Source organism: Prosthecobacter sp. (assembly GCF_014879935.1).
In the GTDB taxonomy this organism is placed as follows: domain Bacteria; phylum Verrucomicrobiota; class Verrucomicrobiia; order Verrucomicrobiales; family Verrucomicrobiaceae; genus Prosthecobacter.
In genome coordinates this window covers 18,968-41,301 of sequence record NZ_JACSRD010000129.1, presented here as the reverse complement: position 1 = coordinate 41,301, position 22,334 = coordinate 18,968, and the positions used below count along the sequence as shown (strand labels likewise).

18 protein-coding genes are annotated in these 22,334 nt (G+C 60.8%); 15 read left to right on the top strand and 3 right to left on the bottom strand.

The features are described 5' to 3' along the window. Nucleotides 1–40: 40 nt before the first annotated feature. Together IAE77_RS10985 and IAE77_RS10980 are read left to right on the top strand one after the other, a co-directional pair. Nucleotides 41–1,114, top strand: coding sequence for a Fic family protein (locus IAE77_RS10985; RefSeq protein WP_294226105.1), 1,074 nt, complete (start codon nt 41–43; stop codon nt 1,112–1,114). 52 nt (nt 1,115–1,166) lie between these two features. Further along, nucleotides 1,167–4,040 (top strand): type I restriction endonuclease subunit R, encoded by a 2,874-nt coding sequence (locus IAE77_RS10980; RefSeq protein ID WP_294226102.1) that lies wholly within the window; start codon nt 1,167–1,169, stop codon nt 4,038–4,040. 22 nt (nt 4,041–4,062) lie between these two features. On the opposite strand, the gene IAE77_RS10975 is transcribed toward IAE77_RS10980, so the two are convergent. Continuing rightward, nucleotides 4,063–6,519 (bottom strand): PVC-type heme-binding CxxCH protein, encoded by a 2,457-nt coding sequence (locus IAE77_RS10975; RefSeq protein WP_294226099.1) that lies wholly within the window; start codon nt 6,517–6,519, stop codon nt 4,063–4,065. A 166-nt stretch (nt 6,520–6,685) separates the two neighbouring features. On the opposite strand from IAE77_RS10975, the gene IAE77_RS10970 reads away from it, so the two are divergent. The 12 genes from IAE77_RS10970 to IAE77_RS10915 all read left to right on the top strand — a co-directional run bounded on the left by IAE77_RS10970 (nt 6,686) and on the right by IAE77_RS10915 (nt 18,807). Next, a complete protein-coding gene (locus IAE77_RS10970; protein WP_294226096.1) occupies nt 6,686–6,832 on the top strand; it encodes a hypothetical protein in 147 nt (48 codons plus the stop codon). 18 nt (nt 6,833–6,850) lie between these two features. Next, nucleotides 6,851–9,238, top strand: coding sequence for a cytochrome-c oxidase, cbb3-type subunit I (gene ccoN / locus IAE77_RS10965; RefSeq protein WP_294226094.1), 2,388 nt, complete (start codon nt 6,851–6,853; stop codon nt 9,236–9,238). A 19-nt stretch (nt 9,239–9,257) separates the two neighbouring features. Next, nucleotides 9,258–9,413 carry a hypothetical protein gene (locus tag IAE77_RS10960; RefSeq protein ID WP_294226089.1) on the top strand — a complete coding sequence of 52 codons (156 nt, stop codon included), beginning with the start codon at nt 9,258–9,260 and terminating at the stop codon, nt 9,411–9,413. A 28-nt stretch (nt 9,414–9,441) separates the two neighbouring features. After that, on the top strand, nt 9,442–10,125 hold the full coding sequence (locus IAE77_RS10955) for a cbb3-type cytochrome c oxidase N-terminal domain-containing protein (RefSeq protein ID WP_294226086.1): 684 nt from the start codon (nt 9,442–9,444) through the stop codon (nt 10,123–10,125). Between the two features lie 42 nt (nt 10,126–10,167). Further along, entirely contained in the window at nt 10,168–11,601 is a 1,434-nt protein-coding gene (ccoG, locus tag IAE77_RS10950; protein ID WP_294226084.1) for a cytochrome c oxidase accessory protein CcoG, read from the top strand. 49 nt (nt 11,602–11,650) lie between these two features. Next, the gene (locus IAE77_RS10945) at nt 11,651–11,806 is read left to right on the top strand and encodes a hypothetical protein (protein ID WP_294226081.1); all 156 of its coding nucleotides are present in this window, start codon (nt 11,651–11,653) and stop codon (nt 11,804–11,806) included. After that, entirely contained in the window at nt 11,793–12,491 is a 699-nt protein-coding gene (locus IAE77_RS10940) for a sulfite exporter TauE/SafE family protein (RefSeq protein WP_294226079.1), read from the top strand. Before IAE77_RS10945 ends, IAE77_RS10940 begins: the two co-directional genes overlap by 14 nt. A gap of 312 nt (nt 12,492–12,803) precedes the next feature. Next, nucleotides 12,804–13,952, top strand: a complete 1,149-nt coding sequence (locus tag IAE77_RS10935; RefSeq protein WP_294226076.1) for a hypothetical protein — start codon at nt 12,804–12,806, stop codon at nt 13,950–13,952. A 37-nt stretch (nt 13,953–13,989) separates the two neighbouring features. Next, nucleotides 13,990–15,174, top strand: coding sequence for an inner membrane CreD family protein (locus IAE77_RS10930; RefSeq protein ID WP_294226073.1), 1,185 nt, complete (start codon nt 13,990–13,992; stop codon nt 15,172–15,174). Nucleotides 15,175–15,287: 113 nt separating this feature from the next. Then, nucleotides 15,288–15,986 (top strand): two-component system response regulator CreB, encoded by a 699-nt coding sequence (creB, locus tag IAE77_RS10925; RefSeq protein ID WP_294226070.1) that lies wholly within the window; start codon nt 15,288–15,290, stop codon nt 15,984–15,986. Beyond that, nucleotides 15,983–17,416: a two-component system sensor histidine kinase CreC gene (creC, locus tag IAE77_RS10920; protein WP_294226067.1), complete on the top strand. Its 1,434-nt coding sequence runs from the start codon at nt 15,983–15,985 to the stop codon at nt 17,414–17,416. The genes creB and creC overlap by 4 nt, the downstream gene beginning before the upstream one ends. Nucleotides 17,417–17,643: 227 nt before the next feature. Then, nucleotides 17,644–18,807: a sulfite reductase subunit alpha gene (locus tag IAE77_RS10915; protein ID WP_294226065.1), complete on the top strand. Its 1,164-nt coding sequence runs from the start codon at nt 17,644–17,646 to the stop codon at nt 18,805–18,807. A 73-nt stretch (nt 18,808–18,880) separates the two neighbouring features. On the opposite strand, the gene IAE77_RS10910 is transcribed toward IAE77_RS10915, so the two are convergent. Further along, a complete protein-coding gene (locus IAE77_RS10910; RefSeq protein WP_294226064.1) occupies nt 18,881–19,519 on the bottom strand; it encodes a transposase in 639 nt (212 codons plus the stop codon). Nucleotides 19,520–19,601: 82 nt separating this feature from the next. After that, nucleotides 19,602–22,007: a DUF87 domain-containing protein gene (locus tag IAE77_RS10905; RefSeq protein WP_294226061.1), complete on the bottom strand. Its 2,406-nt coding sequence runs from the start codon at nt 22,005–22,007 to the stop codon at nt 19,602–19,604. Nucleotides 22,008–22,094: 87 nt separating this feature from the next. Between IAE77_RS10905 and IAE77_RS10900 the strand changes: the two genes are divergently transcribed. After that, on the top strand, nt 22,095–22,334 hold the full coding sequence (locus IAE77_RS10900) for a UPF0175 family protein (RefSeq protein ID WP_294226056.1): 240 nt from the start codon (nt 22,095–22,097) through the stop codon (nt 22,332–22,334).

Below are 22,334 nucleotides of genomic sequence, written 5' to 3'. Positions count from 1 at the left end.
GCCCGCACGGTGGCTGAAAACCCCGATTTCTTGACTTCTCATGGCCTCCCTCTCCCCATTGCCGCTGGCTGACCTCTCCGCGCTGGAGTCTGCGCAGGTCTGGCGGGCGCTGCGGGATGCGCACCGGTGGCTGGCGGAACTGAAAGGGCTGTGTGCCTACCTGCCAAATCCAGCCCTGCTGCTGGAAACACTGGCGATCCAGGAAGCGAAGGACAGCTCCGAGATCGAGAACATCATCACCACGCATGATGAGCTGTATGCAGCCCATGGACAGTCTGGCACCCCGGCGGCCAATGAGGTGCAAAACTATATGGCGGCTCTGCGGACGGGCTATGAAGCCGTGCGTGGCAGCGGGCTGATCCGCCTGGAGACGGTGCTGGCCGTGCAGGCAGAGCTGGAACAGAACCGCGCGGGACTGCGGAAGCTGCCTGGCACCGTTCTGAAGAACGAAGCCACCGGCCGGGTGATCTATGAACCGCCGCAGGATGCCGCCGAGGTGGAGTCGCTGATGGGGAACCTGATCGACTACATCCACGCGGATGACGGGCTGGACCCGCTGCTACGGATGGCGGTGGTGCATCATCAGTTTGAGAGCATCCACCCTTTTTATGATGGGAATGGCCGCACGGGGCGCATTTTAAACATCCTGCTGCTGATCCGGGAAGATTTACTGGAGCTGCCGCTGCTCTACCTGAGCCGCTACATCAATCAAAACAAAGCCGCCTACTACGAACTGCTGCAAACCGTGCGGGAGCAGAACCGCAGGGCGGAGTGGTGCCTCTACATGCTGAAAGGCGTGGCACAGACCGCCCGCAGTGAAATCCAGCTCATCAAGGCCCTGCGGGACCTGATGCTGGACTACAAGCACCGGCTGCGGACAGAGCTGCCGAAGCTCTACAGCCAGGATCTGCTGAACAACCTCTTCCGCCACCCCTATACGAAGATCGAATTCATCGAAAAAGAGCTGGGCGTCTCCCGCCCGACGGCGATGAAATACCTGGATCAACTGACGCAGGCAGGCTTCGTCGAGAAAGCAAAGATCAGCCGGAGCAACTTCTACATCAACCGCCCCCTCTACCACCTGCTCACCACGATCCAGCTCCCCTCCTCGTAGGTTGACCGATGGTTGACCAATCGGTTGGCTCAAAGTTGACTGATCTCCTGCCATGCCACCCAACACCCTCCCATTCACCCAGCCGGAGCAAGCTCTCGAAAACGAGCTGGTGGCTCAACTCGTGGGACAGGGCTTCGCGAAGGCGGCGGTGACGGATGAGGCGACGATGCTGGCAAACCTGAAAGCCGAGTTGGGAGCCTTCAACGGGCTGAAACTGTCCGAGCTGGAGTTCAGCAAGGTCTTGAACCACCTGAACCGCGCGGCGGGTGTCTTTGCGAAGGCGAAGACGCTGCGGGACCGGATGCAACTGAAGCGTGACGACGGCAGCACGGTGTGGATCAGCTTCTTCGAAGGCGCGAACCCACTCAAGAATCGCTACCAAGTGACGCAGCAGGTGACGGCGGAGGGCACCTTCAAGAATCGCTATGACGTGACGATCCTGGTCAACGGCCTGCCGCTGGTGCAGATCGAGCTGAAGCGTCGCGGGCTGGAGATGAAGGAGGCCTTCAATCAGATCCAGCGCTACCAGAAGCACAGTTTCTGGAGCGGGCAGGGCTTGTTCCAGTTCGTGCAGCTCTTTGTGATCTCCAACGGGGTGAACACGAAGTATTACGCCAATGCGCGGCGGCAGAGCTTCAAGCAGACCTTTTACTGGGCGGCAGAGGACAACAAGACGATCCGCGAGCTGCCGGCCTTTGCCTCCGCCTTCCTGAATCGCGAGCATTTGGGCGCGATGATCGGGAAATACATCGTGCTCAATGAGACGGACAAGGTGCTGATGGTGCTGCGTCCGTATCAATACTACGCGGTGGAGCGGATCGTGGAGCGGGTGCTGAATCCGCCCGCCGAGAACCCGAACGGCTACATCTGGCACACCACCGGCAGCGGCAAGACGCTGACGAGCTTCAAGGCGGCGCAAATCCTCACGGCGCTGTCGAGCATCGCGAAAGTGGTCTTCTGCGTGGACCGCAAGGACCTCGACTACCAGACGATCAAGGAGTTCAATGGCTTCCAGAAGGATAGCGTGGACAGCACGAACGACACGAAGACGCTGGTGCGGCAGTTCAGCGATGACACGACGAAGCTGATCGTGACCACCCTGCAAAAGCTGAACACGGCGATCAGCAAGCAGGCGCATCTGAAGCAGATGGAGAAGCTGAGGGGCGAGCGGATCATCTTCATCTTCGACGAGTGCCACCGCAGCCAGTTCGGCGACACGCACCGGCGCATCACGGAGTTCTTCACGAACCACCAGATGTTCGGCTTCACCGGCACGCCCATCTTTGCCGAGAACGCGGTGAGCAAGGACGGCAAGAAGCACACCACGAAGGACCTCTTTCACCAGAAGCTGCACAGCTACGTCATCACGGACGCCATCAAGGACGAGAACGTGCTGAAATTTGCCGTGGAGTATGTGGGCCGCTACCAGCGCAAGCCTGGCAGCGCCACGGAGGTGGACATCGAGGTCGAAGGCATCGACACGAAGGAACTCATGAACTCTCCGCAGCGGCTGGAGAAGATCGTGGACTACGTCATCGAGCACCACGCGGTGAAAACACGGAACAAGGAGTTCACCGCGATGATGTGCGTGAGCAGCGTGGAAACGCTCATCCAGTATTACGAGCTGTTTGCCGCCCGGAAAGCCGCCGGGAAGCACAAGCTGCGCGTGGCGACGATCTTCAGCTACACGAGCAACGAGGAGGACAAGGACGCCGACGGCATCCTCGACGAAGGCGGGGAGATCATCGGCGGCGAGGGCGGTGATCCGCACACGCGGGAGAAGCTGGAGAAATTCATCGGCGACTACAATGCGATGTTTGGCACCGCCTTCTCGACGAAGGACACGCAGAGCTTTTACAGCTACTACCAGGACATCGCCAAGAAGGTGAAGGAGCGGAAGGTGGACCTGCTGCTGGTCGTGAACATGTTCCTCACCGGATTCGACAGCAAGACGCTGAACACGCTGTGGGTGGACAAGAACCTGAAGCACCACGGCCTCATCCAGGCCTACTCCCGCACGAACCGCATCCTCAATGAGGTGAAGAGCCAGGGGAACATCGTGGTCTTTCGCAACCTCAAGAAGCGCACGGACGAAGCTCTCGCGCTCTTTGCCGATGTGAACGCGAAGGAGACGGTCTTTGTGCCGCCCTACGAGGACTACGTTGCCAAGTTCAACGAGGTGGTCGTGGAGCTGCTCAAGCTGACGCCGACGGTGAAAAGCGTGAAGGATTTGAAGGACGAGGAGGCGGAGATGCAGTTCGTGAAGATCTTCCGCGAGCTGATGCGCCTGCGGAACATCCTGGAAAGCTTCTCCGAGTTCGACGACAACGATTTGTCCCTGCCCGCCCAGCGTTTCGCCGACTACCGCAGCGCCTACCTGGACCTCTACGACAAGGTGAAGTCCGACAATCAGGTGCAGAAGGCCAGCATCCTCAATGACGTGGATTTCGAGCTGGAACTGATCCACCGGGACGTGATCAACGTGCAGTACATCCTGCAATTGCTCGCCCGCCTCTACAGCGCCGATGCCGAGGAGGCACCGAAGCTCCGCAAGCTCATCCTCGACAGCGTGACTGGCGACATTGAGCTGCGCAGCAAGGCGAAGCTGATCGAGAAATTCATCGAGGACAACCTGCCGAACGTCGGCAGCGAAGCGGAGATCCCCGACAGCTTCGAGGCCTTCTGGGAAAAGGAACGCGTGGCCGCCTTTGACCAGCTCGTGGCCGAGGAAGACCTCGATGCCGACAAGCTCAAGAAAGTGATCGACCGCTACGTCTATACCGGCCAAGCCCCGCTGCCGGATCCCGACATCGCCGAGATCATCCTCAAGCCGATGAAGGTGATGGAGCGCGGACCATCGAAGAGGAGAGTTTTTGAGCGGGTAGTGGACTATGTCGCGACCTTCATCAAGGGAATCGCGGCTTGAGTTCGGCCTGCCTCCGTGGTTCCTACTTCGCTCCTGCAAACGTCAGCACATCGGCCACGTCCTGGGCGGTGAGGACGCTTTCGAGGCCGTCGGGCATGAGGGAGGTGGCGAGGGTCTTCATCTCGTGGATGTCGGTGCGCAGGACGACGATTTCCGCGCCGCCAGGCAGGCGGATCGTGATGTTCCCGGGCGTTTCGGCGGCGAGCTGGCCGACGACGAGGGATTTGTCCTTCTTTGTGACTTGGGTGGCGGCGTTGCGCTGCTCCACGGCCCGATTGGGGTCGAAGATGGCCTCGATGAGCTGCTCGCGCGGCTTGGTGGCGACGGTTTTGAGGTCGGGGCCGACTTCGACGCCGAGATCGCCGACTTTGTGGCAGATCATGCAGACTTTCTGAAACACGGCGGCACCGCGTTTGGCATCGCCGCCGAGCTTTCCAGCCTCGGCGACGTATTGCGCGACAACTTTCTGCCGGTTGGGATTGTGGTTCGTGATGACGGGCGCCTGAACGGCGGCAGGGGCCTTGGTGGGTGACTGTTTGAGCAGGGGCTTCTCCAAATCGATGAACACGTCATCACTCGTGCTGCCGGTGGCGGTGAGGGTGGCGGCACGGACGTAGGGCGCGTGCGGGCGCAGGAGGGGGAGCAACTCGTCCGGGAGCATGCCGCCGAGTTGCATGATCGTGAACGCGGCCTGGATCTTCACCGCAGGCGACGCGGTGAGCAGGTTCTTCAACCCTGCCACCGCGGCGGTGGCGTTTTTCTCCAGCAACAGACGCTGAGCAGTGTCGCGAATCCAGCCATTCGATGAAGCCATCGCGGTGACGGGATCGGGCATTTTGATGCTTCGCGGGAGTGTTCCGGCCCTGGCGATGCGATAGACGCGGCCTTTGTCCTCGCCACCACGCAGATCGAGGCCCCGGGCGATCTCCGCAGGAATCCATTCCGGGTGCTCCAGCACGAGGCGATACATGTCCACGACATAAAGAGCACCGTCAGGGCCGGAGCGGGCCATGCTGGGGCGGAACCAGTTGTCCTGGCTGGCGATGAACTCGCTTTCTACGTCGCCGGGGTGGCGCTTGCTGGTGATGGAGGCGCCGGTGTAGCTCAAAACCTCGCGGTGAACGAGGTTGTTGGCCGGTTCGCAGATGAACAGGACATTTTCGCCATCGGGACCGAAAGTTGTGTCCCGAAACGGCATGGGTGAGCAGCCGGAGGTGAGCGTGTTGATGGCGCTGGCCCAGTTGAAGCGGCGCACGGGCGGGCTGGCGGTGAAGACGGCCTTTTCTTCATTGAGCGTGGCACGGACGGACTTCGCCACGACTTCGGGATGACGTTCCAAATAGCGGAAGGGCAGCCAGTAGTGCCAGCCGATGGTGCTGTTGTTGTTGCCGAACCAGTTGCCGAAGTCATCGCGCCACTTCCCATACTGGCTGCGGCCGCCTTCGAGTGCGAAATCGCCGGTGCGCGGGTCAAATCGGAAGTCATTCGTGCCGAGGGCGATCTTCTGGCCTGTCTTCACGCAGGTGAGGTCGCCGCCGCTGTCTCCATTCGCGCCGTGGAGCCAGCCGTCGAGGCCCCAGCAGAAGCCATTCACGAGATGCTGCGGATTGCCGGCGGTGAAGCCGGTGAACCACGTTTCGCGCTTGTCGCAGGTGCCGTCGCCATCGGTGTCTTCGGCGTAGAAAATGTCCGGGATGTTCGCGATGAAGACGCCGTTTTTCCAGAAAGCGAGGCCGGTAGGGTGCTTCAGGCCGTCGAGAAAGAGCGAAGCCTTGTCATAGACGCCGTCGCCATCGGTATCGGTGAGGATCTTGACGCGGCCGCTTTGCAAATCGGAGACTTTTTCCTGCCCGACGCTGCCATCCTTGGTCTTTTCACCAGGGGCGAAGGGATAATCGCCCATTTCCACCACCCACATGCGACCGTGGGCGTCCCAGTCGATGAAAACCGGGTCCTGAACGAGCGGTTCGTGCGCCACCAGCGTCGCCTCGTAGCCAGGTTTGAGTTTGAGCGCCTTCAGGGAGTCCTGCGGTGATTTCGGCGCGGGTCCGGGCACCTTGAGCAGTTCGGAGAAGGGGATGCGTTGCTTGCTGGCCTCACTCCCCATGGCACCGTGCCGAAAAGTGATGCCTTGATCACGTCCGCTGGCATCGACGATGAGCGGCAGGCTGTTCGCATCGCCTGGTTTGCCTTCGCGCATGACCTGCGTCCAGCCTTCGTTCCATTGCAGGTTCTTTTTCTCGCGTTCCTTCGGCACGAACATGAAGACGCCGTATTCGCGTGGATTGGAGATGATGAGGTCCTCGTTGCCGTCGCCATTGATGTCCACAAAACGGACGCCGTTGTCGCGGCCCAGGTCATCCTTGAGCGAGACTCCTTCCGGCAGCGGATGCTGGCGCATGTTTGCGGGAATTTCCGCCGGGAAAACAGAGCGGGCGGAGGTGAAAACGAGGGCGAGGAGCAGTGGGAGCGGGCGCATGGCGGGAGGGGGCTGCAAACCAACGCTCGCGGCACGCATCTTCCTTTGCGCGCCGGGCACAAAACTGGCACGCAATATCCGTGCAGCATCAAGCAACGCATGCTGAGCGGGTCAGTGGATGCGCTCTATTGTCGCACCAATGGAAGTCTTCGCTGTCACCATCTTCATGAGCCTCGCATTCGCTGTCTTGTTCGCGGTGCTGTTCCTGGGGGAGAGGGCGCAGCGGAAGCATCGCAGCATCGAGCAGGACGCCCTGCTCCCGCTGGATGACGGCGCACCCGTTCGCGTCCGCAACGCACCGCCGGTTTCCTGATTCTCTCACTCCAACGCCATGACCACCACCACCTCAAAAATCACGATCGAGTTCGATGACAAGGTCGTCCGACAGTTCATGCTGGCCTCCATCATCTGGGGCATCGTCGGCATGCTGGCGGGCGTCTTCATCGCCTCGCAGCTGAACTTCCACCAGCTCAATGTCGCATCCTGGCTGACCTTCGGCCGCCTCCGCCCGCTGCACACAAACGCGGTGATCTTCGCCTTCGTGGGGAACATGATGTTCGCCGGCATCTATTATTCGACGCAGCGCCTGTGCAAGGCACGGATGGCTTCGGACCTGCTGTCGAAGATCCACTTCTGGGGCTGGCAGTTGATCATTGTGAGCGCGGCCATCACGCTGCCGCTGGGCCTCACACGCGGGCAGGAATACGCCGAGCTCATCTGGCCGATCAACATCGCCGTGGCGCTGATCTGGGTGGTGTTCGCGGTGAACTTCTTCTGGACGCTGGCAAAGCGCAACGAGCCCTCCCTCTACGTGGCGCTGTGGTTCTACATATCCACGATCATCACAATCGCCCTGCTCTACATCGTGAACCACCTGTCGATTCCAACGAGCCTGACGCACAGCTACTCGGTCTTCGCCGGTGTGCAGAACGCCCTGGTGCAGTGGTGGTATGGTCACAATGCCGTCGCCTTCTTCCTGACCACGCCGATCCTCGGCATCATGTATTACTTCCTGCCGAAGGCGGTGGAGCGTCCGGTGTATTCGTATCGCCTGTCCATCGTTCACTTCTGGTCACTGGTGTTCATCTACATCTGGGCGGGTCCGCATCACCTCCTCAACACCGCGCTGCCGAAATGGCTGCAGATGCTGGGCATGTTCTTTTCCCTGATGCTGTGGGCTCCGAGCTGGGGCGGCATGCTCAACGGCCTGCTCACGCTCCGCGGCGCCTGGGACAAGCTGCGCACCGATCCTGTGGTGAAGTTCTTCATCGCTGCCGTGACTTTCTACGGCATGTCCACCTTTGAAGGCCCGCTGCTTTCGATCCGTGCGGTGAACTCCCTCTCGCACTACTCGGACTGGACCATCGGCCACGTGCACTCCGGTGCGATGGGCTGGAACGGCTTCATGGCCGCCGGCATGTTCTACTGGCTCACGCCGCGTCTGTATGGCACGAAGCTGCACTCCCAGAGCTGGGCGAACTTCCACTTCTGGCTCGGCCTCATCGGCATCCTGGTCTATGTCGGCTCCATGTGGGTGTCCGGCATCATGCAGGGCCTCATGTTGAATGCCACGACTCCGGATGGCACGGCGCTCGTTTACCCGAACTTCATCGACACGCTGACCTCGATCCGCGCCATGATGGGCTTCCGCATCATCGGCGGCTCGCTCTACCTGGTGGGCATGATCCTGATGGCGCTGAACATCTGGATCACCATCCGCAAGGGCAAGGCCGTCAACGAAACCCGTGAGGTGGCCGTGATCGAGCGCCACCAGCGCGACACGATGGGTCTGAAGGAGACCTTCCTCAATGATCCCATTGCCTGCATGTTCGCCGGGCTGATCCTGGTGCTCGCCTGGTTGTTCCTGCCGCCGGGGGCCGACATCGCCGCCCTCATCTGCGCTGGCATCTTCGCCGTCCTTGCAGTGAAGCGTTTCCAGAAGAGCCACCATCGCTGGTCGAACTGGTATGAAAGCCTGCTGAACAACTGGATGCCCTTCACCGTGCTCACCTTCGTCGCTGTGGCCCTCGGCGGCCTGATCCAGATCATCCCGACCGTCATGGTGAATCGTGCGCAGAACGTCGAGGATCGCATCCAGCAGGTGTACACGCCGCTCGAACTCGCCGGGCGCGACATCTACGTCAGCGAAGGCTGCTACAACTGCCACTCGCAGATGATCCGCACCATGCTGCCGGACGTGCTGCGCTACGGTGATTACAGCCGCCTCGGCGAGAGCATCTACGATCATCCCTTCCAATGGGGATCGAAGCGCACCGGACCGGACCTTGCCCGTGAAGGCGGCAAATACCCGCATAGCTGGCACTACGACCACATGAAGGACCCGCGCCTCATCTCCGTCGGCTCGAACATGCCCCCTTATCCCCACCTCTTTGACGAAAAATACGATCAGAAGACCCTGTGGAGCAAGATCGGCGTGCTGACAAAGCTCGGGGTGCCTTATCCTGCCATGACGGAGACCGAGGTGAAGACCAAGGCCGTCGAACAGGGCATCCAGATCGCCAAGGAACTCGAAGCGCAAGGCCGCCCCGGCGCCCTGCCGGACACGAAGATCGTCGCCCTGATCTCCTACCTCCAGAAACTCGGCAAATACGATGTGCCGCAGGTCGAGGACAAGACCAAGGGCACACCGCTCGCCATTCCGTTCCCGCTCAAGCCGGGCATTCCTGACGGGTATCGCACCTCTGCCGTGACCAAGTAACCCCTGACCTCACGACGCCATGTACAAACGCCTGATTTACGACTCCGCCCTCGACTGGGTGCCCTACGTCGCCTTCGCCGTCACCGCGCTCGTCTTCTTCACCTTCCTCGTGCGTGCGCTCTCCCTCCGCAAGGAGCGCGCAGACAGGCTCTCCCGCATGCCTTTGGACGACTGACCTGACTTTTCTCACCTCGATTGAACCCATGAAACCCGAATCTCCCAACAACGGCCCCGTCCTCCGCGATCACGTCTATGACGGCATCCAGGAGTACGATCAAAAACTGCCCAACTGGTGGCTCTTCACCTGGTACATCACCATCGTGTGGTTTGTCATCGCCTGGGTGGCCTACTACCAGCTCCGCCTCGGCGACTCCGACATCGCCAAGGTCGAGAATGCCATCGCCAACGTGAAGAACGTGCAGATGAAAGAGATGGAGAAGATCTCCGACGACAAGCTCTGGGAAATGTCCAAGGACGAGAAGGTCGTCGCCGCTGGCGCCGCCACCTTTGCCGCGACCTGTGTGGCCTGCCATGCGCCCGACCTTTCGGCGAAGATCGCCGGAGCCAAGCTGCCGGGCCTTCCGCTCAACGACACCGAGTGGAAGCACGGTGGAAATCCGCTGCAGATGCTCAACATCGTCCGCAAAGGCGCTCCTGATCTCACCAAGGGCATGCCGCCGTGGGAGCCGCAGCTCGGTCTCAACCGCGTGGTCGAAGTCGTCGCCTTCGTGCTCAGCAAGCATCAGAAGGGCGAACCCGTCACACTCGCTGCGGACTCCCCTCTGAAAGCGGGTGCGGCGACTGCTGCTCCTGCCACCGCTGCTCCCGCTGCTCCTGCTCCTGCTCCCGCCGTTCCTGCCCCGGCACCTGCATCTGCTCAAAACTAAACTCCGCCTCAGTCCACACCGCCTGTCGCGCCAGGCAACCAAATGAAACCATCCACCCCCACACTCGAGTCCCTCTCCACAATCAATGCTGATGGTTCACGCAAATTCGTCCATCCGGCGGATGTCCGTGGACCCTTCACCTTCTGGAGGCGCGTGGTCGCGCTGGTGCTGCTGGCCATCTATGTGGGACTGCCGTGGATTCCGGTGAACGGCTTTCCTGCTGTCTTTTTGGACGTGCAGGAACGCCGTTTCCACTTTTTCGGCCTGACGCTCGCCACGCAGGACCTCTGGATCGGCTTCTTTCTCGTCACAGGGCTGGCCTTCTCGCTCTTCTACGTCACCTCGCTCTTCGGCCGCATCTGGTGCGGCTGGACCTGTCCCTACAGCGTGTTCATGGAGCAGGTCTATCGCCGGGTGGAGCGCTGGATCGATGGTGATGGCCCGAACCGCCGCCGCCTGGAGGATGCGCCGTGGACCGCTCAAAAGATCGCCCGTCGTGTCTTCAAGCACGCAATCTTCATCGCCATCTCGGCCGCCATCGCCCACGTCTTCCTCAGTTACTTCGTCTCCATCAAGGCGCTGTACGAGATGATGCACCATTCGCCTGCGCAGCATGCGAAGGCCTTCGGTGTCGTCGTGTTTCTCACCGCCGCGCTCTATGGCTCCTTCAGTTGGTTCCGTGAGCAGTTCTGCATCATTCTCTGTCCCTACGGCCGCCTCCAGTCGGCGCTGACCGACGACAACTCCGTCGTGATCGGTTACGACAAAAAGCGCGGTGAGCCGCGTGGCAAGGCCACCGTCGAAAAACCTGCGGGCGACTGCGTGGACTGCCGCCGCTGCGTCCAGGTCTGCCCCACCGGCATCGACATCCGCAACGGACTGCAGCTCGAGTGCATCGGCTGTGCCGCCTGCGTCGATGCCTGCGATGACATCATGGCCAAGCTCGGCCGTCCGAAGGGACTCGTGCGCTACGACTCCTACACCGGCCTCAACGGGGGCAGGACGCGCCTCATCCGCCCGCGAACCATATTCTACGCCTGCGTTCTTCTCGTCGGCATGGTTGCCTTCAGCATCGCCACCACCCGGATCTCGCCGCTGCGCGCCAGTGTCGTGCGCATGGGCGGCGCGTCCTTCTACGTGGACAACGGCATCATCAGGAACCAGTTCCAGCTCCGCGTCATCAACAAACGCAATGACAGCTCCACCTACACGATCGAGCTCATCGGTGAGGTTCCGCCTTCGCTCCAGGTCATCGGCGAGGATCAGACGCTCACTCTCAAACCCATGGCTGAGGAGTTGAAGACACTCGTCGTCACGCTGCCCCAGGCCGACTACAAGCGCCCCATCAAGTTCCGCGTGAAGGTGTCCGACGCAGCGCGCGGCGACAGCATGGAGACGCGCGTCATGGAATACCTCGGCCCGAACGTGCAGACCGGCCCCGCTTCGTCCCTCGACGTCAAAGACTTCATCCACTGAATCCTGCGGGAGGAATCCCGTGCTTTTTCCTCAAACCCCAACGCGCCCCATGATCCCCAAGTTCCTCTCCGTCCGTCCCTGGCTTTTCGTCGCCGTGGCTTTCACCGGATTCGTCGCGTGGTGGGTGTTCTTCATCACCCTGGCGGTCAAGAATGCGCCGCAGGAGATTCCGCTCGTCACCCGCACCGTTCATGCAGGCCATTGACACCAGTGCGGCCGCCTTTCTGGCCGGACTCGTCACCAGTGTCCACTGTGTGGGCATGTGCGGGCCGCTTTCGTGCTCCTGGGCGGTGTCAGCGAAGCCGGGAGCCTCCGGTTTCATGCGTGACACCGGGCTCTATCACCTGGGCCGCCTCGTCTCGTATGCGCTGGTCGGGACGCTCGCCGGAATGATCGGCGTCATGCCCCTGAAGTTCTTCCAGCACGGCGCCGGCATCGTGCTGCCGTGGATGCTCGTGATCGCCTTCGCCATCGTCGGCATGGGGTTGGAGACCTACCTGCCAAAGCCGCAGTTCCTCCGTGCCGGTGTGCGCCGCATCCAAACCGCTGCTTTCCGCCTGCACAGCGCCGCACGTGCCGGCTTGCTGGGTTTTGCCACACCGCTGCTGCCTTGCGGTCCGCTCTACCTCATGTTCGCCCTCGCCATGGCAAACGGCTCCGCTATCAAGGGCGGCGAGTTTGCCTTCGCCTTCGGTTTGGGTACCCTCCCGTTGCTCTGGCTGGCGCAGACACAGCTCCACCTCATCAGCGGCAAAGTTCAGCCGCAGACCATGCGCAAAATCCAGCGCGGCCTCGCTTTCACTGCCGCCCTCGTCATGGCCTGGCGCCTTCGCGGCACCCTCGACTTCAGCAGCGACGCCATCCCGAGCTGCTGCCACGCGGCTTTGTAAAGTAGCTCAGTTGCGCCGCAACTGAGGGGGCGTGTTCCGGATGTGCTTCAATCCCTTTCTTCTCCCAGAAAAGCACCCAAGGGGCTTGCGTAACACAGCCCAGGGCAAGCGAGCCTTGGCGAGCGCCGCCCTGGGTTTGTCGCAGGCCACCGTGAAGCAAACCCAGCGCTCCGCCAGGGAACGCGGTCACCAGCAGCGCCTTCAACGGGTTCCGATGCCATTTCTGCCGTTCCCGCCTCGTGAAATCCCTTTTCACGGCCAATTCATCCCCGCTTCATCAAGGTTTCACGCCGCTCTTGAGCATGGCGGGCGATGAAAGCACTCCTCATCCTCCTGCTCGGAGCCGTGACCCTCACGGCTCAAACACCCGCCCGCGTCACCGCTGCCACGCTCGATGACAGCGAGGTGCGCATCACCTACGGCGAACTGAAACGCCTCGTCGCGGCCACTTTGCCAAAGGAAGTGCCCTCCAGCGCCAAATCGAAGGCACCGGTCGGGGCGGCCTTGCTTGCGAGTCATTATCAGCTCGATCCGAAATCGGGAACGATCACCGCCGAGATGCAGGTGGAGAGCATTGAGGACGGCTGGCAGTCGATTCCTCTCACGGGAGCGGCTTCCAGCGTGATCGCCGTCGAGCCCAAGGATGCCCGCATCATCGTCAGCGGCGATCATCTCTGCCTTGTCACCGACAAAGCCGGCCCGCAGTCGGTGAAGCTGACTTTTTCGCTTTCACCCGAAGGGCAGGGGACCGTGCTGCATCTCGCTGCATCTCCGGTGGCGGCATTGGAGGTGAAAGAATTGGCCGAGAATCAGGTGCTGCGTCTCCAAATCGGCTCGGAGGTGAAAACCCTCGCCAGACCCGGCTTCATGGCGCTGCCTGCGGCGGGTGGTGAAATCGTCCTGTCACTCGTTGATGCCCGCAAATCGGCCCCAGTTGCAGCTTCCGGCCTCACAGACGACGCCATCGTCAGTCTCGCTACTTACACCACGCAAGTCGTGCGTGATGGCTCCGTGCTCACCGAAGGCACGATCACGGTGCGCCATGACCATCCGGTGAAACTCGCGTTGCAGCTCCCGGAGGCTGCGAAACTCCTCCAATGTCACGTCAACGGCGATCCGGTGCGCCCCGTCGTCAATGACGCCGGTCGCGTGGAGATCCCCCTCGACGATCCTGCGACCGACGGAGCCGAATCGGAGGTCAAACTCTCCTTCACCGCCACGCTCGCCGCTTTGCAAGCTGCCGAAGGAGAACTCGACCTGGCGCTGCCACAGACGCCGTTCTTTGCGAAGCAGATCGACTGGAATGTGCAGCTCCCCGCCGCCTACGACCTCAGCTTCGCGGGGAACGTCGATCCCATCGCCGACAAGGCCACGTCCCCCGGCCTTCACCTGCGGAAATCCCTCTGCCGCGATCAACAACCCCAGGCCCGCATCACCTACCGCAAACGCACCTCCAACTGACCTCAACTTGAAACTTTAAACCTGAAACTTGGAACTTATGAAACTCTCCCACCTCATCGTCATCTCGCTCATCTTCCTCTGCACCAGCATTGCCTGGTGGTTTCTGGGCGGCGTCATCGTGCATCGCACCAACCACGTCTCGTATCAGACCGGCGACAGCGTCAGCGGGCGCTGGGGGCCGCCGCTTTTGCAAAAGCATCCCGTGGCTCGCTACACCTCGTCGAGTGGCTCAAAGGTGGTGCTCCAGCCCGCGAAGAGCGATGTGAAAGTGAAGCTGGCCTATCAGCCGGTCAAAATGGGCCTTCTGTGGCACCGCACCTACGGCGTGCAGTTTGAAGGCGGCTACACCTTCACCAACAACACCGCCATCACGCAGACGCTGGCCATCGACTTCGATCTTCCTGCCGGAAACACGATGCTGGACAAGATCAACTTCACGCTCGGTGAAGGCGAGAAAGCCCGACGCTCCGTCGCCGCTCCCGAGCAGGGCGTGATCACGGACAGCGTCCAACTCGCCCCTGGGGAGAGCATTCCCGTGACCGTGAGCTACGAATGCCGTGGCATGGACGAATGGCGCTACGCCTTCGCCGACACCAGTCGCATCCGCGACTTCACGCTCACCATGAGCACTGACTTCACCGATGTGAACTTCCCCGTCAGCTCTCCCACAGATCGCAAGGAGGCGGACAAAGGCATGCAGCTCGTCTGGAAATATGAGGACGCCATTTCCGCTCCTGGCATCGCCATGGAGATGCCCCGTGAGCTGAATGCCGGGCCTGTGGCCGCGCAGATCGCGTTCTACGCGCCGCTGTCGCTGCTGCTCTTCTTTGGAGTGATCATCATCACCGCCATCTCGCGCGGCGTCTCGCTGCATCCGGTGAATTACTTCTTCCTCGCCGCCGGATTCTTCGCCTTTCCGCTGCTCTTCTCCTACATGCTCGATGTTGTGCCCGTGCATCTCAGCTTCGTGATCGCCGCCGCCTGCTCGCTGGCCTTGGTCTGCGGCTACATCCGGGCCGCCGCAGGCCATTTCCTCTTCGGAGTCGCGGTCGTCTCCCAGACGGCCTACATGGTGCTCTTCAGCTACAGCTTCTTCTTCAAGGGCCTCACCGGTCTCACGCTGACGCTCGGCGGCATCGCCACACTCGGTGTCTTGATGGCGCTCACAGCAAAGATCGACTGGAGCCAGAAGCTCGGCGTGGTTTCGCCGAGGCTGGCGTGAATCATTGAGCTTAACCGCTGATGAGACGCTGATTTGACGCTAATCAAAGAGATTCTGAATTAGCGTCTTGTCAGCGTCACGTTAGCGGTTCAAAAACTTACTCGACCGAACACATGTCCTCACGCATTCTCATCGTCGAAGACGAGCCTTCCATCTGCGAAAACGTCGTCTATGCCCTCGAAGCAGACGGATTCGCCGTCGCGACCGCCACCACTGGTCGCGATGCGCTGGAGCAGATGAAGTCGCAAACCTTCGATCTCATCATCCTCGATGTCGGCTTGCCGGACATGACCGGATTCGAGGTCTGCAAGGCGGTGCGCAAAACTCGCACGCTGCCCATCCTCTTCCTCACCGCACGTTCCAGCGAGGTGGACCGTGTGGTGGGACTGGAGATCGGTGGAGACGATTATGTCGTGAAGCCCTTCAGCCCGCGTGAGCTCGTGGCCCGCGTCCGCGCCATCCTGCGGCGTGTTTCTTCGGTCCCTCTGCCGCCAAACGGTCACGATACCTCCATCCCGCTCGTGATCGACGATCTGCGCTGTCAGGCGGTTTACTTCGGCACGGCGCTGAATCTCTCACGCTACGAGTTTCGCATGCTGAAGGCCTTTGCCGCGCATCCAGGCCGAGTTTTTTCCCGCGAACAGCTCATGGACCACGCCTCCGAGGAACCGGATGCCTCCATGGAACGCACGGTGGACACGCACATCAAAACCCTCCGGGCCCGCATGCGTGGCGTGCGGGAGGGCATCGATCCCATCGTCACGCATCGCGGCATGGGTTACTCGCTGCTCGAAACCTGGCCTTCCGCATGAGCCTCACCGCGCGTTTTCTTCTCGGCTTTGCGCTCGTGGCGAGCGTCGGGCTGGCGGTCCTGTTTTCGCAGCTCGTTCGCCGCGTCGAGCGGCAATATTTTGAAGCCGTCGAGGAGCCGATGGTCGATGTGGCGAACATCCTGGCCGAAGTCATCGGCGCGGACGCCAAAGACGGCGTTCTCAATCCGCAGAAGGTCGAGCAGGCCATCCGCGCCGCCCAGCAGCGTCAGCTCAACGCACGCATCTACAACCTGAACAAACGCCGCGTGGACATGCAGGTCTATGTCACTGATGCCCAGGGACGAGTCCTGTTCGACTCTTCTGGCATCGAAAAGATCGGCACGATCTCGAATCATCGCGACGTGAATCTCACGCTCGTGGGCGAATACGGGGCGCGTTCCTCACGCACGAGCGAATACGATCCGCTGTCGGTTGTCATGTATGTCGGCGCTCCGATTGTGAAGGATGGCAGGACGATCGGCATGATCAGCGTCGCCAAACCTCAACGCGGTGTGCTGGCTTTCGTTTGGGAAACCGAGCGCTGGCTGAAGCTGTCCATCATCACCACCGTCGTGCTCATGCTGCTCGGCATTTACCTGGCTGCACGCTGGGCCACGCGTCCGCTCGACGTGCTGGCGCAGCATGCGCTGGCGGTGAGCCGTGGCGAGCGCTCCACCGCACCCCACATGCCCGGTCATCAGATGAAGACGCTCGCCTCAGCCCTCGAGTCGATGCGGGATTCGCTCGAAGGCCGCGAATACGTCGAGCATTACGTCCAAAGCCTCACGCATGAGCTGAAAAGCCCCGTCGCCGCCATTCTCGGCGCCAGCGAGATTCTTCAGGGCGATGTGCCGGAACCGAAACGTGCACGTTTCCTGCAAAACATCCGCGTCGAGGCCGGTCGCCTCCGCGATCTGCTCGAACGACTGCTGCACCTCGCCGCGCTCGAAAAACAGAAGAAGCTCGAAAAGCGTGAGCCGGTGGATCTTGGTGCGGTGATCAACCGTGCCTGGGATCATCACGCGTTGGTGGCTGCGGCCCGTGAGGTTTCTTTGAAGTGCGAGGTCGCGGAGGATCTCGTCATCGAGGGCGATTCCTGGCTCATCGAGCTCGCGGTGGGCAATCTCATCCAAAACGCCATCGACTTCGCGCCGAAGAGCAGCGTCATCGTCGTTCGCGCCTACCGCTTTGATTCGAAAGCGGTCATCGAAATCGAAGATCGTGGCCCTGGCATTCCTGATTATGCCCGTGCACGTGTCTTTGAGCGCTTCTACTCGCTGCCGCGTCCCGACACGGGCAAAAAGAGCACCGGTCTGGGCCTGTGCTTCGTCAAAGAGGTCGCGGAGTTGCACGGCGGCAGCGTGGAGCTGACAAATCTTGAAAGCGGGCCGGGTGCCAGGGCGATGTTGATTTTTGCCGCCAGAACGTAGGCCGGATGTGTTTGGCGCACATCGTTCACATCATCTCCTACATGACATTCGCCAAACTATCCGGCTCTGCTCGTGCGTTTATCACCCGAGACACACGCTCCAGCCGGATAGTTCGGCAAAGGTTCCCCTTGCGGGTGAGGCGTCGTTTCCGCCGAACACATCCGGCCTACAGATTGACAGGTCCTCCAGCGTTCCCTAGTCTCGCGCGAATTTTTCAACCAACCACCATGAGCACCCCAGACGCCGGAAAGCCCGTTTACAACGTCAAGAACCCCTGCATCGCGAAAGTGAAGCGCATGTTCAACCTTTCCGGCCCCGATGCCCCGAAGCACACCGCGCACTATGAGATCGACCTCGGCGGCAGCGGCCTCGAATACACGCCAGGTGACTCGCTGGCTGTGCAACCCACGAACGATCCCGCACTCGTGGACGACACGCTCAAGGCGCTCGGCTTTTCCGGCACGGAAATCGTAAAGCACCCCAAAACCGCCGCCGAGGTGCCGATTCGCCAGGCCTTGATCGAGGGCGCGCTCATCACCGAGGTCGATAACAAGCTCATCAAGGCCATCGTCGAGAAAACCGGCGGCAACACGCCTCTCGCCGAACTTTCGCTGCCCGAGAAGAAGGAAGAGCTCAAGAACTACCTCTGGGGCCGCTTTGTGATCGACCTGCTGCTCGAAAACCCGACCGCGAAGTTCACGCCGGAGGAGTTCATCGCCACGCAGAAAAAGCTCAACATCCGCCTCTACTCGATCAGCAGCAGCCAGAAGGCGCATCCGGATGAAGTGCACCTCACCGTCGCCACGGTGCGCTACACCAGCCACGGCCGCGCCCGCGCTGGCGTGTGTTCCTCGTTCCTGGCCGAACGCGTGACGCCGAACGAGACACTCATCCCGTGCTTCGTGAATCACGGAAAAGGCTTCCGTCTGCCGGAACCGCATGATGTGACGCCAGTGATCATGTGCGGCCCCGGAACCGGCATCGCGCCGTTCCGAGCCTTCCTCGAAGAACGCAAAGCCACCGGTGCCAAAGGGAAGGCCTGGCTGTTCTTCGGCGAGGTCAGCAGCAAGTCCTGCTTTTTCTACAAGGAGGAATTCGAGGCCTATCTGGCTGACGGCACGCTGACGAAGCTCAGCACCGCCTGGAGCCGCGATCAGGCCGAAAAAATCTACGTGCAGCACAAGATGCTCGAAAACAGCGCCGAGTTCTGGGCGTGGCTTGAACAGGGCGCGATCTTCTACGTCTGCGGCGACGCCTCGCGCATGGCCCTGGATGTTGACCGTGCGTTGCACGCCATCATCGAAAAAGAAGGCGGCAAGACTCCCGAGGAAGCCGCCGCCTACGTTCAGGCGATGAAGGATGCGAAGCGGTATCGCCGGGATGTGTATTGAGCTTTGTTCAAGGAGCGGGGGACTCCGTCCCCCCTTCTGGGTTCATGGGGGACGGAGTCCCCCACTCCTTGGATCAGCGGCGTTGGGCGAATTCAGTCTCGAACAAAGTGAATTCGTCGGGATTTAGCTTTGCCTTCTGCGGGTTTCGGCGGATGTAGCGTGCGCAGTTCGTGAAATGCTCAGCATCGCGGATCAGTCGGTCAAAGTAATCTTCCTGCCACAGCGGGCCGGAGCGATGCAGATGCTTGTTGATGCTCGTGGCAGAGAAGCCCTTCCAGCTCTTGATCACCTGTTCCAGCTTCGACCCGCTCGATAGAGTGGTCAGGCAGTGCACATGATTCGGCATGATGATCCAGGCGTGGTGATGGTGACGGTCACCATCAAAATGCTGCAAGGTGCCGGCGAGGATACTGCGCACTTCTGATCCTCGTAGCAGACATGAGCCGTATCCCGCATCAAGCCACTGGTCCATCTGCCGACTGAAACGGAGGTGATACTCGGCTTCAACCTCCGCCGACCAGGGTTTCGGATGGTGAAGCAGCCATTGTTCGCGCTCAGCTTGCCAGCGATTCCGCAACTCCGTCGGAGTGGAGTCGCCGAGGCGGAAGGTGATGAAGTAAGTAGCGCCGGGTTGCTGCCAGTGAGGCAGTTTGTTCGCCGTGTGCTCAATTTCGGCGAAGGGCTTGAAGAACTTGAGATCGTCCCACTTCATGGCGTTGGCATTTCAAGGAGCATCACGGAGCGGGGGACTCTGTCCCCCAAACTCAGAGGGGGACAGAGTCCCCCATCCCTTGTCACTTCACCAGCCACAAAATCCCCGTCGCAGTCACCTGGATGTTTTTCTTCACCGGGGTCAGTTTGAACGTCTCCAGCGTGAGCGCGGCCGGATCGTATTGATCCCGGATCTTCTGCGTTTCGTCGGCGAGTTGTTTTTCCAGGTCTGCCATCTCCGAATGGATGGCCGCAAGCTCGCTCTCGGCGGCGGCCGCCTCACGGCGTTCCTTCATGACGCGGCTGGCCCCGGCGATGCTGCTGCTGGCGGCAGTGATGCCGCTCTTGCGACCAAAGATGGCCCCCAGAATGCCGCCGCCGATGGAGACGACGCTGCTCAGCGTGGCACTGCTGGCCTGTGCCTTCTGTGTTTCCACCTTGGCTGAGGCTTTGTCTGCCTTGGCCTCCAGGGCTTTCACGGCTTTGGCGGTCTTCTCGCGGAGTTCTTCCACGGCCTTGTCTCGTTGCTCGCGCGCCGTTTGCGTCACGCGGGCTTTGAACTCGTCCTGCTTCTCGCCGGGATTCGAATAGGCCTCCAGAAGCGGGCTGAAATAGACTTCAAGGCTGTGATTCGCGTAAACCCAGTCAGCGAAGTCTTTTTTGATGCTCGTATAGGTGCTCGATTTGAGCGCGGGGCCGGGCAGATCGGCGTAGGCGGCGTTATCTTTGGGATCGGTGTCGTATTTCGAGAGGTCGTCGTTCTCCGGGATGTCCACGAACTTGTCCCAGAGCACCTTTTGCTTCTCGATGTCGATCTCGTTGACCTTGGTGATGACGCTCTTGCCGCTGATTTTGCGTTTTGCGTCATCAAAGACCACCACGGCGCTGCGTACGATGGCGGGCGTGTAAGTGAGGCTCTCGCCGTCTTCATCGCTGGGCTGGAAAAGCTCGGTGGTGTCCTCGGGGAGCTTCGGACGCGTCGTATTGCGATCTGCACTGGATGTGCTCGCTCCGGGAGGGGCGAAACCATCATCCTCAGCAGCGGCATTTTCCTCTTTCGCCGGACGGATCGGGTCCATGAGGGCTTTGATCTGATTGCGAGCCAGCGGACCGCTCAGATAGCTCAGAATCCAGCGCACATGGAAAACGACGGGCGCGTCTTCATGCACGTTGTTCATGAGAAAAACGCGAGCACCGAGACCGGCGAGCGTTTGCTCCATGAGCTGGCGGTCAAATTTGCCACCGGCGGTGTTCGCCGCGCCTTCGAGGCCGTCGAGCACGCGCATCTTGTCGCGCTCCGTCTGCAATCGGCCAAGCCACCAGGTGCCAATGTTCGCCAGCGCCTTGTAATCGAGGTCGGCGGGGTTTTGCGTGGCCAAAAGGATGCCGAGACCGAAGGCGCGGGCCTGTTTGAGCAGGATCATCATCGGTTTCTTCGATGGCGGCATCGCCGTCGGCGGCAGGTAGCCGATGATCTCGTCCATGTAGAAGATGGCGCGGAGTGAGGTGGTGCCCTGTTGCGTGCGCATCCAGCCGAGGAGTTGATTCAGCAGCAACGAGACGAAGAACATGCGCTCCGTATCGCTGAGGTGCGCGATGCAGAAGATCGTGATGCGCGGTTTGCCCTCCTTCGTGTAATACATGCGCTGGATGTCGAGCGGCTCGCCCTCCAGCCACGTGCTGAAGCCGGGCGAGGCGAGCAAATTGTTCAGCTTCATCGCCAGCGGTGCGCGTTTGGCCTCAGGGAAGAACGATTCGAGGTCCACGACGCCGACTTTGCGGATCGGCGGCTGCTGGATGTGCCGCACGAGGTTTTCGAGCGTGAGATTTTGCCCCTTCTTCCAGCAATGCGCGACGATGTTGCTGAGCAAAATGTGCTCCGGCGACTGCACCGGGTCAGCCTCGATGCCCATGAGACCGAGCATCGACGAAACGGTGCTCTCAATGCGATCGGCGAGCGCCTCCGCATCATCCATGACCTCCGCGGGCGGGCAATTCAGCGAGCTGAGAATCGAAACGGGAAGGCCTGCGTTGCTACCGGGCGTGTAGATGGCCATATCGACCATCTCGCGCAGCTTCTTGATGCGATCGGCGCTTTGCCCCCAGTCACCGAGCCCTTTCTTCCAAGTCGCGGCCTGCGATTCGGCATATTCGTCCGGCGACTGGCCTTTGCGCCGTGCCTCGTCCTCATTGATCCACGGGCGGAACTCCTTCGCATCGAGATTTGGGAAGGTGAGCAACGCATTGCCGATGTCTCCCTTCGGATCGATGGCGATGACTGGAACACCATCGATGGCCGCTTCCTCAAGCAAGCCGAGGCACAGGCCTGTCTTGCCACTGCCCGTCATGCCGAGCACCACGCCGTGCGTGACGAGGTCCTTCGAATCGTAGAGCACGAGGTCGTCTTTGACGGCTTTGGCTTCGAGATCGTATTCGCGGCCGAGGTAGAAGGTGCCGAGCTTTTCGTATTGATCAGGTGAGATGGGCATGGCTGTTGGAGAGAAGAGTGCCGCAGGATGGCGGAGGGAGCTCGAAATGGGAATTGGAAAAATCACCTTGTGTGGCAGTGTCCGGCCATGACCCTGACTTTGCCGCTTCCAGCCGCCTTGGAGAAGAAGATGCAGCCGCGTGATGCGAAGCTGCATCTTGCCATAGGCGCTTTCACCGCGGAGGAAGTGACTTTGGGGCAGGCTGCGGAGATTGCGGGTGTGTCCCAGGCCGAAATGATGAAGGAGCTGGCCCGGAGGAAAATCCCGCAGCACTACGATGTGGATGACTTCGAGCAAGATTTGAAGACCGTGGCAGCCTTGAGCTGA